This window comes from Lentzea indica, assembly GCF_012184385.1.
GTDB classification, from domain to species: Bacteria; Actinomycetota; Actinomycetes; order Mycobacteriales; family Pseudonocardiaceae; genus Lentzea; species Lentzea indica.
This window is the reverse complement of the sequence record NZ_VSRL01000035.1, coordinates 16061-30016: the sequence shown is the minus strand read 5'-3', so window position 1 is coordinate 30016 and position 13956 is coordinate 16061. Positions and strand designations below refer to the sequence as shown.

The following is a 13956-nucleotide window of genomic DNA, read 5'->3' as shown; positions in this document are numbered from 1 at the left end:
CCGGGCTCAGGGTGCCGTGACCACCGGCCCGAGCGGAGCCGGAAGCGCTGCCAACGCCTTCAGCCTTCGCGGCGGGAAGTCCGTCCACTCCCCCCGCGGCTCGCGGTCGGAGTGCAGGTGCCGGTCGAGGAACCGTTGCCACCGCCGCAGTCCGTCGATGGCGTCCACAACGGACAGTTCTCCTGCCTCGATTGCGTCAGCGTACTCGTCGAGGTCGAGCATCCGCTGGTGCCGCCCGTCGACCGGGACGATGACGTCGGCGTACAGGTCGCGGACGATCATCGAACCCGGTTTCTCCTCCACCTTCACCAGGTCGACGTACCAGGTCGTGTGCCCCGCTGCGGAGCGGTCCGTGTGCCGGCCCCGCCGCCAGACGGGCACGGACATGCTCACCCCGAGATCCAGCAACACGAACACCCGCTCCAGCAACGTGCCGCCTGGCCACGGCTCGAACCGGTCGGGCAGCTGGAACTCGTAAGCGAGCGAGTCCCCGTCCCGCACGCCGGGCAACGGACCGAACGACTCGCGCCAGACCTCGATGCGTTCCACAGGGTCTGTTCTACCCGTGGTCAGGCAGGCTCGCGTACTCCTCGATCCGGGTGATCAGGCCGTCCTCGAAGCGGAAGTACACGGCGGCATCGACCTGGAAGAGCGCTCCGTCCTTCATCACCACGTTCACGACGTGCTGCTGGAGCACCTCTCCCTGCTGGGAGAACTGCCGGGTGATGTCGTACCGCATCGACTCGACGGGCTCGATCTGGGCGGCCATGCCGGAGATGTTCTCCTCGATCGTCGAGTCGCCCTTGCCGTCGTTGTGCCAGACCGTGGCTGCCGACGAGCACATCGCCCGCGCGTCGGCCCACTCCCGGTTCTCCAGGTGGCGGAGGTAGGCGGTCGCCTTGGACTTCAGGTCGTACATGAATGCGCGTTCTCCTGCTTCGACCCGCATGGGGAGGTGGTTACCGGGAGGTGAGAGCGGACAGGTGAAGACGGCCGGCACCAGATGGTGGTGCGAGAGCGTGGTCTGGTTGAAGTCGACGGACAACTTGCTGCCGGGTTCCAGCAGTGGCAGCACCAGCCAGCGGCCGATGCCGGGCGTCTCGGTGCCGTTGGTCTCGTCGGTGAAGACGACGAGTCGTTGGCCCGGCATGGTTTCGATGATCGTCAGCACGTGCTCGGTGCCGTTGATCGTGACGACGAGGTCGACGGGTGCGAGGACGGAGTCGGTGGTGCGGGGAGACGTCAGGCGCTCCACGTCGACGCGTCGGCCTTCTGGCGCGGCACGGATTTCACCTTCGAAGACCCAGGCCGGGTCATAGGGGTAGGTGTCGATGCCGCTCAGGCCGGATCGGCCGAGTGCCTCCGGATCCATGACGACAACGCCGTAGTGGCCGTCAGCGCCGCCCGCGACACCCACCCGTCCGTCAGGGAGCTCGAAGGTACCGCCGACTTCGGTGGTCACGCCGTCCGTTGTGCGGGTCAAGGCACCCGCCTCGTTGACGCGCCACTCCCCCGCAACGCCTGGGACGACCTGGGGTTCATGGCCGGTCACGGTGCCGCTGGCGACGACCTTCGCCTTGCCGTCCTGGCCGGCGATCTCGTTCCACCTGGCCTTGCGCCATTCCTCGTAGCTCATTTCCTGGCCGCCCACACCGTGCGTTCGGTCCGCAGGGCGATGTCGTCGCGCTGCAGGACGCGGTGCAGGGCCTCCGGGTCCAGCAGGCGGCGCAAACTGGCGTGCGCGTAACGTTCCACGGCGGCGGACCGTTCGATGTGGACGGTGACCGTCCGCTCGCCTTCGACGGTGAATCCGGCGGCGGTCAGCAAGGGAGCCCAGTCGGCACCCCGGTGGGGTACGCGCTCGTCGTGGTGGTGTTGTTCCAGGCGGCTCTCGGGGACGTCGTCCGGCAGGAACCGGGGCATGCCGGCGAGTTCGACGACGGCGAGCAGGCCGCCGGGCGCGAGCGTGTCGTGGACCTGGCGCAGGACGCGGTCGGGATCAGCCATGTGGTGCAGGGAGGCCGATGCCCACACGAGGCCGGGGCTGCCGAGGTCCGGCCATTCCGCGTCCAGGTCGGCCTGCACGGTGCTCACACGGTCGGTCAACCCCTGCTCGCAGGCCTTCTCCCGCAACCGCCGCAGGTGGTCGACCGAAGCGTCCACGGCGGTGATGTGCGCTTCGGGGAAGCGGGCCAGCAGGGCGAACGTTCCCGCGCCCGTGCCACAGCCCAGGTCGACGATCTGGCGTGGGCTCTCGATGGGCAGCCACTCGATGATGGAGGCGGTGTGTTCGGCGAGGATCTCCGCGTCGAGGTCGAGAACCTCTGCCTGATCGTGCCCGTGCCCGTGGCCATGTCCGTGGTCGTTCATGAACCTCACGGTAGGGCGACCCTGCGCCTGAGGCACGATCACTTGCGCATTCGGCAAGACGGTCAGGCCTCACGCTGCCGATCGCGCAAGATCAGCCCTTCTTGTCGGCGTTGTGCCCGCGCCGGGCCTCGCGGTCGAAGATGCCGAGGATCTCGCACGGTCCGCCCGCGGTGCCGATCGCGTGCGGCAGCATCGTCGGGAACTCGGCCGCCTGGTTGGTCTCGACGCGGAACCTGCGGTTGCCCAGCAGCAGAACGGCAGTGCCGGAGAGGACGACGAGCCACTCGCGCCCCGAGTGCGCGCGCAGCGAGGAAGGGTTGTCGGGCGGCGGGTTCGTCATGCGCTGGCGCATGACGGTCATGCCGGGTTCGGCCTTGATCGGCCACCGCATCAGGCCGTGCGCGCCGTCGATCATCGGGCTGACGATCACGTCGTCGGTGTCGGTCTCGACGAGCTGGTCGAGTGACGTGTCGAGCGCCCTGGCCAGGACGACGAGCTGGTCCAGGGCGAGCCGGCGCTGGCCGTTCTCGATGCGGCTGAGCGACGACGGGCTCAGCCGGGCGCGGGTGGCGAGTTCGTCCAGCGACCAGCCCTGGGCCACGCGCAGGGCGCGGATCCGCTTGCGCACGAGGCTGTCCAGATCGCCGTCGTCTTGCGTCATGCGCATGATCGTATGCCTCAACTGCAAGGCATGGTCGTCAGTTCTGTTCGAGCATTTCGAGCAGCTTCTCCGGAGGGTTGTCGCCGAACAGGCTCTCCATGAGAACCTCGGAGTCCGCGGCGGTCTCCGTGGAGCGCACGAACATGGCTTGCTCGTACTCGTCCAACGCCGCCTCGACGTCGCCGGGATGCGCGGCGAGTGCCTTTCCGAGTTCGGCGCCGTCCAGCATGGCCAGGTTCGCGCCTTCGCCGTTGGGCGCCGAGAGGTGGGCGGCGTCCCCGACCAGCGTCACACCGGGCACTCGGCTCCAGCGGTGCCCGGCAGGCAACGTGTAATGCGGGCGCAGCAACGGAACCGTGTCGGAATCGGTGATCAACGCGGTCAGCTCCGGTGCCCAGTCCTCGAACTCCGCCGCTACCTGCCTGGGGTCCGTGACGTCGATGGTGTCGAACCAGTCCAGCGGCCGGCTGAACTCCACGTAGGCGTGCAGGGTGTCACCGGCCTCCCGGTGCGCGAAGATCACCTTGCCCTGGCCTGGGGCGAACATGGAGCCACCGCCCACGACTTTCGCGGCGGCCGGGTGCCGGGTGTCCGCGTTGTAGAGGTAGGTCTCGACGAACGCCATGCCGGTGTACTCGGGCGTGGCGTCGGTGAGCAGCGGCCGCACGCGTGACCACGCGCCGTCCGCGCCGACCAGCAGATCCGCGACGACAGTGCTGCCGTCGGCGAACGTCACCTCACGGCCCTCGACACTCGTCACCTTGTGACCCCACCGGACGGTGCCCGCCGGGAGTGAGTCGAGGAGCATCTGCCGCAGGTCGGCGCGCTGCACCTCGGGACGGCCGCCCGTGCCGTCGTCGGCCTTGTCGAGCAGGACGGTGCCGTCGGAGCCCAGGACCCGCATCGCCTGGCGCCCTTCCAGGACCAGGCCGCGGAACTCGTCCATCAGACCCGCGGCCTCGACGGCGAGCTGGCCGTTGTAGTCGTGGATGTCGAGCATCCCGCCCTGCGCTCGCGACGTCGGCGACTCCTCCGCCTCGTAGACGACGGACGGAATGCCGTTGACGTGCAGCACGCGGGCGAGCGTGAGTCCGCCGAGGCCGGCACCGATGATCGTGACGTGCATTGGGGCTCCTTGAAGGTCGTGCCGCCCGGTTCTCGGGACGGCACGATCAGACTCACCGAAGCCGCTGGCACCGACCGCACACGCCGCTGGTACCCGGCTGACAGACCCTGTCAGTCACCACTCGGCGAAGCCGCCGTCGTCGTGCCGCCAGATCGGCGACCGCCACGCGTGCCCGATCTCGGCGGCCCGTCGCACCGCCGCCTCGTCGACCTCGATCCCCAGCCCTGGCCCGGTCGGGCGGGCGATCCAGCCGTCCACGACCTGCACCGGCGCCATGTCCACGAGGTAGGTGGGGTCGGTGCCGTTGTAGTGCATGCCCGCGCTTTGTTCCTGGATCAGGAAGTTCGGCGTCGTGAACGCCACCTGCAGCGACGCCGCCAGCGAGATCGGCCCGAGTGGACAGTGCGGCGCGATCGACGCGCCGTAGACCTCGGCGAGCGACCCGATCCGCCGCAGCTCCGAGATTCCGCCCGCGTGCGAGGGGTCGGGCTGCACGACCGCGACACCCGCGTCCAGCACGGGCTTGAACTCCCACCGCGAGTACAGTCGCTCCCCCGTCGCGATCGGGACCGTCGACGCCGACACCACGGACGCCAGGACCTCGGGCGGGAGTTCGGGCAGCACCGGTTCCTCGACGAACATCGGCTGCACCTCTTCGAGCATCCGCACCAGACGCCGTGCCATGGCGGGCGAAACGCGGCCGTGGAAGTCGATCGCGAGGTCACCGTCAGGGCCCAGCGCCTCACGGGCCTCCCGTGCGCGGTCCAGCACCGCGTTGGCCTCCGCGGGCGTGGCAATGGGCCGCATCTCGGCGGTGGCGTTCATCTTCACCGCGCCGAAGCCGGCCTCGACCTGCCGCGCCACCGCCTCGAAGATGCCGTCGGGTCGATCGCCACCCACCCACGAGTACGCGCGCACCCGATCACGCACCGGGCCGCCGAGAAGTTCGTGCACCGGTAGCCCGCGCGCCTTGCCCGCGATGTCCCACAACGCGTGGTCGAAGCCCGACAGCGCCGACGACAACACGGGGCCGCCGCGGTAGAAACCGCCGCGGCGCAGGACCTGCCAGTGGTCCTCGACTCGCAGCGGGTCCTGGCCGATCACCAGCTCGGCCAGCTCGTGCACGGCCGCGCGGACCGTCTCGGCCCTGCCTTCCACGACCGGCTCACCCCAGCCGGTCACCCCCTCGTCCGTGCTCACCTTGAGAAACAACCAGCGGGGCTCGACCAGGAACGTCTCGACCGCCGTCACCTTCATGAAGAATCCTTAGCCGCGGACCAGCCGCCGTCGACCAGAATCTCCGCGCCCGTCACGAACGACGCCGCCGGAGACAAGAGGAAACCGATCACCGAGGCCACCTCGGCCGGGTCGCCGAGGCGTCCCGCCGGGGTGGCTCGGGCACTGCGTTCCCGATCCTCGAGGGAGACCCGGTCCCATGCCGCCGTCAGCACGGGACCGGGCAGCACCGCGTTGATCCTGACGTCCGGCGCGTACTCGACGGCGAGCTGGCGGGTCAGTGCTACCAGCCCGCCCTTCGAGGCCGCGTACGCGCCGTGTCCTGGGATGCCGAAGTGCGCGTGCACCGACGAGACCAGCACGACCGAGCCGTTCCGCTGACGCAGCGACGGCAGGCAGGCCCGCACGCCGAGGAACGCGCCACCGAGGTTGACCGCGATCTGGCGGTCCCACTCGGCGGGCGTGGTCAGGTCCACCGGCATCACGTTGACCGTGTAGGCGTTGCTCACCAACGCGTCCACGCCGCCATCGCTCAGCTCCACTGCCCGTTGCCAGGTCTCCGGGTCGCTGACATCGCCCCGGACGGCGACATCACCCGTCAGGTCGATGCCGATCACCCGGTAGCCGTTGTCCGTCAGGTGCTGTGCCGTGGCGGCACCGATTCCCGCTGCCGCACCCGACACCACCGCGCACTTCATGCACGTTCTCCTAGAGCTTCTGCCGGTAGACCTTGTTGTCCGGCCCGCGCACCACTGTCCACGCAGAGCCGTCCGGTCCAGCAGTAGCACCGACGGCGCCGACGAGCGAGTTGCTCGGGAACTCGGAGCGCTTGAACCAGCCGCCCCACGTGCCGGCGGACCGGTTGACCTGCCAGAGCGTGTAGTCGCTCGCCCGCGCGAACAGGTAGATCCGGTCCTGGTACTCGACCATGGTCGGGCTGCCGGAGATCACGCCTCCGAGTGACGTCCACGTGCCACCTTCAGTCGAGCGGACCCACACGCTGTCGTCCGCGGTCCGCACGGCCACCTGGCCACCGGCGACGCTCGGCCTGCCGTAGATCGGGGCGTCACCGGGCGCGCCCAGCGAGGTCCACGAGCCTCGGTGGAGCCAGACCTTGCCGTCCGCACCGCGAGCGACGATCGTGCCATCCGCTGAGACCGAAGGCGCGTCGGTGAGCTTGCCGCCCAGCGACTTCCACGAGCCCCACCGTCCGTTGTGGAGTGTCCGCTGCCAGGCGCGGTTGTCCGTGCCGCGTACGGTCACCTCGACATCGGACCCAACGGTGCGAACGGCGGGCTGACCCTGGATCGCCTTGCCCAGGCTGGACCACCTGCCGTTGCGGAGCACCTTCAGCTCGCCGCCGGTGCTGCGGGAGAACACCAGCGCCTCGTCGCCGACACGAGCGATCGCAGGCGAGGCGGTCGCGTTGTCGCCGACAGCCTCACCGGGCACGAGGTCCTGGCCGCGCAGCTTGAACATCGCCGTGCCGTGCGGGGGAACCGTCACCGTGTACTTGTCGGTCGCCGTCCCGCGGTCACCACGTGCCCGCAGGTCGCGGACGCTGACGTCACCCTTGAGGCCTGCGTCGGCGAAGTTGACGGTCATCTCCGCGGGAACGTCACGGCGGTTGAGCAGCACGACCGAACGCTCGCCCTTGCGGGACAACACCTTGCTGTAGACGTCGGTGTCACCGGTCGACGCCACCCGCACGCCCTGGATGGCCAGCGGGTCCTGGTTGACCGCGAGGATCTCCGGGTTCTTCAGCGTCGAGACCATCGACGGCGGCAACGTGCGCGGGTCCGAACCGATGATCAACGGCGAGGACATCTGCGCCCACATCACGAACTGCGAGGTGGACTCCTCCTCGTTGAGCTCGTAGGTGCCCTGCTGCGTCTTGCGCATCGGGATCAGGTAGTCCGGGTCGTTGTAGTGGCCAGGTCCCTGAGCCTCGGGGTGATAGGCGTTGCGGTCCATGTTGCGCAGTACGTCACGCCAGATGCCCTCGTAGGGCGTGCCGAACGCGACGTCGGTGCTGGTGCGCCACGAGTCGGCGATCAGCGGGCCAAAGGTGTAGGAGATGCCGGCGACCTGGTCCGGTTCGTGCGGGACGCCCCACTCGTCGGTGACCGGGTTGCACAGGTTGAGGATCATCGGCCGGCCTGCCTTCTGCACGGCCTTGCTGAAGTCCGCGAACGCCTGCGCGGGCTTGAGGTTCGCGACGATGCCGCACAGGAAGTCGATCTTGATCGCGTCGAACTTCCAGTCGGCGAACCGCTTCGCGTCCTTCTCGTAGTAGCCGCCGCCACTGCCCGCGGCGCAGTTCTTGCCGTCGGACGGCCCGGCGTCGGTGTAGATGCCGGCCTTGAGACCCTGGGCGTGCAGGTCCTCGACCAGGTTCGCGAGGCCGCCGGGGAACTTCGCCGGGTCCTCCACGAGGTTTCCCCCGGCGTCACGCGGTGTCGGCGCGTTCCAGCCGCCGTCGATCCACACGATCTTGTAGCCCGCGTCGCGCAGGCCACTGCTCACAAGGAAGTCCGCGACACCGCGCACGTCCTTCTCGTTCGGCGCTCCAAGGCCGAAGTACGTGTTCCACCCCATGTACGGGGTCTTGGCGACACCACTGTCGTAGTAAGTGGGCGCTCCCTGGTCGTCACCGGCGTATGCGGGTGTCGCGACCAGGGACATCAAGGCGATGGCCAACGCGACTCTGCGAACGGACATGCGGTGAGCCTCCCCTTGCGACCGTTGGGTGTCAAGAATAATTCCTAATTTATGTGTAGTAGGCTTGGCCGCGTGAGCTACCGCTACGAGATCACCCAGGCAGTCGTGCGGCAGGGCATCATCGCGATCATCCGCACCGGCGACACCTCTTCCGCTCTTCAGGCCGCCGTTCCGCTGCTGGACGCGGGCCTCACGTCGCTCGAGCTGCCTTTGACGAATCCCGGTGCGCTGGACGCGATCCGGCAGCTGCGCTCCGACTTCCCGTCCGCGACCATCGGCGCGGGCTCCGTGCTGGACGAGGCTTCGGCAGTGGCCGCGGTGCGCGCCGGGGCGCAGTTCCTGGTCGCACCAAACCTGGACGTGTCGGTGATCCGGGCCGGGCACCGGTACGGGGCGGCCGTGCTGCCCGGCGCCGGAACCGTGTCCGAGGTCGTGCAAGCGCTGGAAGCCGGCGCGGACGCGGTGAAGGTGTTTCCGGCGCCCACGCCTCAGTGGGTCAAGGACGTGCTGGCGGTGTTGCCGTACGCGCCGCTGGTACCGACAGGTGGGGTGGCACCGGCCGACGTTCCCGCATGGCTTGAGGCGGGCGCGGTGGCGTGCGGGGTCGGATCGGCCCTCGCCCGCACGCCGATCGAAGACATCAAGGCACTCTTGCGCTCCTAAGCACTTGGCCAGAAGCCTTGTCCGCAACCTCACCGGCTCGTTGGCGCCGAGAGCATCTGCAAGTACTACCAACTCATGATCGAATCGCCCTCAACTACAGCCAACTTGTTCCGCATCAGCAGAACCCGGCACCGTGAGCTGGGGCCCGAAGCGGCCTGTTGGTAGTAGTTACGCGCCTGTTGATGTTGAGTTGGTGGTACTTGCAGACGCCATCAGAGCCAGGCGCGGGGTGGCTCGCCGGTTAACGGACAGGACTTCAGGCAGCCTGCTTGGACGGACCTGAGCACGACCACGTCGGCGTCGTTCGCAGGCGACCAGTCGAACGGCAGCCCGACGTGAGTCAGGTGCGTTCCCGAGTACACGAAACCGCTCTCGTCCACATAGGACTGCGCAGTCAGCCCCTTCAGCTTCACCCGCGAAGACCGTCCGGGAACCACCGGCACACCGGTCAGCGATCCGGTGTGCCAGGCCAGCACGACCACGTGATCGGCGCCCGTGTACTGGATCGCGTCGTTCAGCAGATGCACCTCGCCGCCGTGCACGACGTCGCGGATGTCCTTGTATCGCTTGATGAGTACCGCGGCTTCTTCACGTTCCTCGCGAGTCCAGTGCCGCACGTCCGCGCCGATGCCGAGCACACCGGCCATCGCGAGCACGAAGCGAAACTTCAGCGAACGCGGGCGGGCGTCGAACATGCCGGGCGCGTCGGTGACCCACGACGACATCAGGTGCGGCGCGTGCATGTGCAGGAACCCGTGCTGGATCTTGAGCCGGTCCAGCGGCGCGGTGTTGTCGCTGGGCCACACCACGTCCACCTTGCCCGTGGTGGCGAGGTCGGTCCGGCCACCGCCACCCGCGCAGCCTTCGACCAGCACGTGCGGGTGCCTTTCCCGAAGGTGATCGAGCACGCGCCAGTAGTTGCGGACGTGCGCGTTGTCGAGCTCGCCAGGCCGTTCGGTAGCGGGGCGGTTCATGTCCCACTTCAGGTAGCTGATCGGGTGGTCGGTCAGCAACCTGTCCAGAGTGGACACGACGAACTCGTGGACCTCGGACAGGCCGAGGTTGAGCAGCAGCTGGTTGCGGATCAGCGTGGGCTCACGACCAGGAAGCCTGTACACCCAGTCCGGGTGCTCGGCGTAGAGCCGCGACTTCGGGCTCACGCACTCCGGCTCGACCCACAGGCCGAACTCCAGGCCCATCGCCCGCACGTCCTCGACGAACGTGCCGAAGTCCGGTGACTCCGGGTACCAGTCGCCCAGGCCGCCGGTGTCGTCGTGCCGGCCGACGAACCAGCCGTCGTCGACCACGAACAGCTCCACGCCGATGTCGGCGGCGATCCTGGCCAGTTCGAGTTGCCCAGGCGGCGAGACCTCGAACCCTGTTGCCTCCCAGGAGTTGTAGAGCACGGGCTTGCGGGCGGGCCTTGATCGCAACCGGTCGTAGGCGTGCCACACCCGTGCCAGACCGTCTGCGCTGTACGCCAGCGCCACCTCGGGCGTCGTGAAGGTCTCCCCCGGCTCGACCACGACCGGGCCGAGTATTCCGGCGCGCACGCGCGTCAGTCCGGAAGGCTCGACCTCGGCCGTGATCTCCCAGGAACCGGACCACGCCAGCGACACACCCCACGTGTCGTCCACGGACAACCAGGGCGCGTAATTGTGCCCGGGAACGCCGTAGGAGCTGCCGATTCGGAACCCGCCCGCGGGCAGGGAAACGTGGTCCAGCTGGAACTCGCGAGCCCACTCGCCGTGCAGAAAGGACAGCCGTGGGCTCGCCGTCGGCAGGCACACGCCCGCCGATCCGATCCTGTCGAGACGCAACGGTTCGTCTCGGGTGTTGGTCAGCTCGACCCACCGCGACAGCACGTCGACGCTGGTCTCGGGCCAGTAGCAGAGCACGGCGCGGAGGCCGGCCACCGAGTCGACGAAGGCCAGCCGCAGCACACCGTCGGACTCGGTGGCGCCGTCGAAGGTGAACCACGAGTCGCCGTCCAGCTCCAGGTCGGCGCCGGTGAACGGACGTTGCCCGCGCGGCACGTACTCGACCGGTGCCGCGTCGGCCTCGGTGATGAAGTGGATCTCGCCGAGGTTCTTCAGCGGCGACGGGCCGCGCTCCACACCGTGCGGGCCCCACGCCACCAGCTCCGCCCACCGGCCGCCGGGTTCGACGGCCACCGTGTAGGAGGTGGTGGCCATCCTCAGCGTCCAGGTCATTTCACCGCTCCCACCGCGAGTCCGGAGATGAAGTGCCGCTGGAACCGCAGGAACACCACCACGGTCGGGATGGCCGCGATCACCGAGCCCGCCGCGATCACGTTCCAGTTGGAGACGTACTGGCCCTGCAACGCGAGCAGCGCCGGCGTCACCGGCATGACGGACGACGACCGCAGCACGGTGATCGCCCACAGCAGGTCGTTGAAGATCCAGGTGAACGCCAGCGCCGCCAGAGCGGCCAGCGCCGGCCTGGTCATCGGCAGCACGATCCGCCAGAAGATCTGCACCGGACCGGCACCGTCGATGGTCGCCGCCTCCTGCACCTCGTTAGGCATGGCGCGCATGAAGCCCTGCAGCACGAACGTGTAGAAGCCGAGCCCGAACCCGACCTGCACCACGATCAGCGCGATGAGCGTGTCGTAGATGCCGAGCAGCTCGGTCAGCTTCGACACCGGCACCAGCAGGATCTGCGGCGGCAGCAGGTTGCCCGCGAGCATCAGCAGGATGACCGAGCGCCGGCCGGGGATCTCGAAGCGGCTCAACGCGTACGCCGCCGCCGAGCTCAGCGCGAGCGACAGGAACACCGTCGGCACCGTCACGAGGACGCTGTTCCACATGGCGCCCGCGCCGCCGTTCGTCCACGCGTCGGCGAACCCGGCGAGAGTGAACGACCGGGGCAACGACGCGAGGCCGTTGGCGGCGATGTCGTCGAAGCTACGCACCGCGGTGATCAGGACGGCCACGATCGGCAGCAGCCAGAGCACGGAGATCGTGCCCGCCACGGCATGGAAGACGCGGTTGGACATCTCAGTTCTCCCGGAACGCGCGGACGAGGTAGGTCACGATCACGCCGAACGCCAGCACGAAGATGACGACGGCCAGAGCACTCGCATAGCCGAGCTTCAACGACTGGAACGCCGTCGAGTACATGTACGTGCTGAGCAGCTCGGACGAGTGGTAGGGGCCGCCGCGCGTCATGGACCACACCACGTCGAACGACCGCAGCGAGTCGATCACGATCACCGACAGCACCACCGAGTTCACCGACCGCAGCTGCGGCCAGGTGACGTGCGTGAACTTCTGCCACGCGGTGGCACCGTCCAAAGTGGCCGCTTCGTAGAGCCCGGGGTCGATGCCCTTGAGCCCGGCCAGGTACAGCACCATCACGTACCCGACCTGCCGCCACAGCGCAGGAACCAGCACCGCGTACAGCGCGGTGTCCGGGTCGGCCAGCGGAGAGCTGTCGAAGATGCCGCCCGGCTGGTACAGCACCTGCCAGATCAACGAGGTGGCGACCAGCGAGAACACCACCGGCACGAACAACGCCGCCCGATACACCCCGACGCCACGACGTTCCTTCTGCAGCAACACGGCCAGCCCGAGACCGCCGACAGCCGACAGCCCGCCGAACAGCACGAGCCAGATCGCAGTGTTGGTGACGGCGGTGTGGAACACCGGGTCGCCGAGCATCCGGGCGTAGTTGTCGGCCCCGACGAACCGGGGCGGCGAGACGCCGTCCCAGTTCGTCAGCGCGAGCCAGAACCCCTGCAGCGCGGGCCAGAAGACCCAGAAACCCTCCACCAGCAACGGGACGAGCACGAACAGCAGCAGGACAGGAGGGATCCGGCGACGCATCTCAGGCCGACCACACCTGCTGAGCTGCCTTCTGCCAGTCCGCGAGAATCGTGTCCAGCTGGTCGGGCTGCTGGAGGAACTTGATCAGCGCGCGTCCGCGGTGGGCTGCAGCGCGTCGCTGGAGTCGCGGTTGAAGAACTGCGTGATCTCCGCGGCCTCCTTGAGGTGCTGACGCCCCTTCTGCACGAGCGGCGTGCCGGAGTCCTTGGCGTTCGGGTGCGTCGGCAGGATCGTGCCGGAGGAGTTCCTGATGTAGATCTCCTGACCCTCCGCCGTCGCCGCGAAGGTCAGGAACTCCTTGAGCTCCTTGACGTGCGGCGACTTGGAGCTCGCGAAGAAGCCGTCGGTCGGGCCCTCCTCCGCGAGCGGCACCTTCGGGTCGATGATCGGGAACCGGAAGAAGTCGATGTCGTCGAGCGCGTCCTTCGGTGCCGCGTCGGCGAAGAACGCGCCGGTGAGCAGCATGCCCGTGCGGCCCTGCAGCAACGCGGTGGTGGCCTCCTGGAAGCCGATCGCGGTGCCGTTCGGGTCGGTGAAGGGCAGAACCTCGCGCCACGGCGTGAAGATCGCCTTCACCTTCGGGTCGTCGAACCGCTGCTTGCCGGCGAGCAGCTCACGGTGGAACGGCGCGCCGTTGACGCGGATGTTGAAGTAGTCGAACCAGCTCGACGCCGTCCACGGCGAGTCGGATCCCGCGCCCATGCCGAGCGGGATGACGCCCTTGCCCTGCAACGTCTTGCACAGCTCGACGAACTCGGTCCAGGTCTTCGGCGGGGTGACGCCCCACCGCGCGAAGTTCGACTTGCGGTAGAAGAAGCCCCACCAGTAGTACGTCGTCGGCACGAACACCTTGCCGCTCAACGTCTTGAACGCCTGGGGATAGTCGCCCATGGTCTGCCAGACGTCGCTGACGTCGAGCAGCAGTCCCTTTTGCTCGTATCCGGTGAGCAACGCGCCGGGGTACCAGGTGTAGAGGTCGGGCGGGTTCGCCGAAGTCAGGTAGCTCGGCAACTGGGTGCGGAAGGTCTCGGACGCCACGGTGTTGACCGACGCCTGCGAGCCCTTCCTGTCGTTGAACGCCTTGACCAGTGCCTCGATCGCCGCCTTCGCCGCGGGCGCCGAGAGGTTGGACTGGATCGAGACCGTGCCCGCGGTCTGCGTGACCGGGCCGGAGGACGCCGACGTGGCGCAGGAAGCCGTGCCGCTGACCAGCAACCCGGCACCCGCGGCAGCGGTGACGCGGAGGAAGTGACGCCTGTCCATGGCGGACAGATTGCGCGCACGTCATGATCATGTCAAGAATAATTCATAATTTATGATGTGCCGTATGA

General features: G+C 68.3%; 13 protein-coding genes. 1 reads left to right on the top strand and 12 read right to left on the bottom strand.

What is annotated here, in order from left to right; all coding sequences use genetic code 11:
- Positions 1-6: 6 nt before the first annotated feature.
- The 8 genes from FXN61_RS51975 to FXN61_RS12725 all read right to left on the bottom strand — a co-directional run bounded on the left by FXN61_RS51975 (position 7) and on the right by FXN61_RS12725 (position 8114).
- A complete protein-coding gene (locus tag FXN61_RS51975) occupies positions 7-549 on the bottom strand; it encodes a ribonuclease FAU-1 family protein (protein WP_167973534.1) in 543 nt (180 codons plus the stop codon).
- A gap of 10 nt (positions 550-559) precedes the next feature.
- Positions 560-1636 carry a DUF1684 domain-containing protein gene (locus tag FXN61_RS12755; protein ID WP_167973531.1) on the bottom strand — a complete coding sequence of 359 codons (1077 nt, stop codon included), beginning with the start codon at positions 1634-1636 and terminating at the stop codon, positions 560-562.
- Positions 1633-2370 carry a class I SAM-dependent methyltransferase gene (locus FXN61_RS12750; RefSeq protein ID WP_167973527.1) on the bottom strand — a complete coding sequence of 246 codons (738 nt, stop codon included), beginning with the start codon at positions 2368-2370 and terminating at the stop codon, positions 1633-1635. The genes FXN61_RS12755 and FXN61_RS12750 overlap by 4 nt, the downstream gene beginning before the upstream one ends.
- 91 nt (positions 2371-2461) lie before the next feature.
- Positions 2462-3031, bottom strand: a complete 570-nt coding sequence (locus FXN61_RS12745; RefSeq protein ID WP_188134987.1) for an XRE family transcriptional regulator — start codon at positions 3029-3031, stop codon at positions 2462-2464.
- 37 nt (positions 3032-3068) lie between these two features.
- Positions 3069-4157, bottom strand: coding sequence for an FAD-dependent oxidoreductase (locus tag FXN61_RS12740; protein WP_167973523.1), 1089 nt, complete (start codon positions 4155-4157; stop codon positions 3069-3071).
- 114 nt (positions 4158-4271) lie between these two features.
- Positions 4272-5414 (bottom strand): galactonate dehydratase, encoded by a 1143-nt coding sequence (gene dgoD, locus FXN61_RS12735; RefSeq protein ID WP_167973518.1) that lies wholly within the window; start codon positions 5412-5414, stop codon positions 4272-4274.
- The gene (locus tag FXN61_RS12730; protein WP_167973516.1) at positions 5411-6091 is read right to left on the bottom strand and encodes an SDR family NAD(P)-dependent oxidoreductase; all 681 of its coding nucleotides are present in this window, start codon (positions 6089-6091) and stop codon (positions 5411-5413) included. The genes dgoD and FXN61_RS12730 overlap by 4 nt, the downstream gene beginning before the upstream one ends.
- 10 nt (positions 6092-6101) lie before the next feature.
- A complete protein-coding gene (locus tag FXN61_RS12725; RefSeq protein WP_167973513.1) occupies positions 6102-8114 on the bottom strand; it encodes a DUF8189 domain-containing protein in 2013 nt (670 codons plus the stop codon).
- Positions 8115-8186: 72 nt separating this feature from the next.
- On the opposite strand from FXN61_RS12725, the gene FXN61_RS12720 reads away from it, so the two are divergent.
- The gene (locus FXN61_RS12720) at positions 8187-8777 is read left to right on the top strand and encodes a bifunctional 4-hydroxy-2-oxoglutarate aldolase/2-dehydro-3-deoxy-phosphogluconate aldolase (RefSeq protein WP_167973511.1); all 591 of its coding nucleotides are present in this window, start codon (positions 8187-8189) and stop codon (positions 8775-8777) included.
- A gap of 212 nt (positions 8778-8989) precedes the next feature.
- Here the strand turns inward: FXN61_RS12720 and FXN61_RS12715 are convergent, their stop codons facing one another.
- From FXN61_RS12715 to FXN61_RS12700, 4 genes are all read right to left on the bottom strand, one after another.
- Entirely contained in the window at positions 8990-10990 is a 2001-nt protein-coding gene (locus FXN61_RS12715; protein WP_167973509.1) for an alpha-galactosidase, read from the bottom strand.
- A complete protein-coding gene (locus tag FXN61_RS12710) occupies positions 10987-11796 on the bottom strand; it encodes a carbohydrate ABC transporter permease (protein ID WP_167973507.1) in 810 nt (269 codons plus the stop codon). Before FXN61_RS12710 ends, FXN61_RS12715 begins: the two co-directional genes overlap by 4 nt.
- A 1-nt stretch (position 11797) precedes the next feature.
- On the bottom strand, positions 11798-12625 hold the full coding sequence (locus tag FXN61_RS12705; RefSeq protein ID WP_167973505.1) for a carbohydrate ABC transporter permease: 828 nt from the start codon (positions 12623-12625) through the stop codon (positions 11798-11800).
- An 84-nt stretch (positions 12626-12709) separates the two neighbouring features.
- Positions 12710-13888, bottom strand: coding sequence for an ABC transporter substrate-binding protein (locus tag FXN61_RS12700; protein WP_223165412.1), 1179 nt, complete (start codon positions 13886-13888; stop codon positions 12710-12712).
- Between the last annotated feature and the right edge of the window lie 68 nt (positions 13889-13956).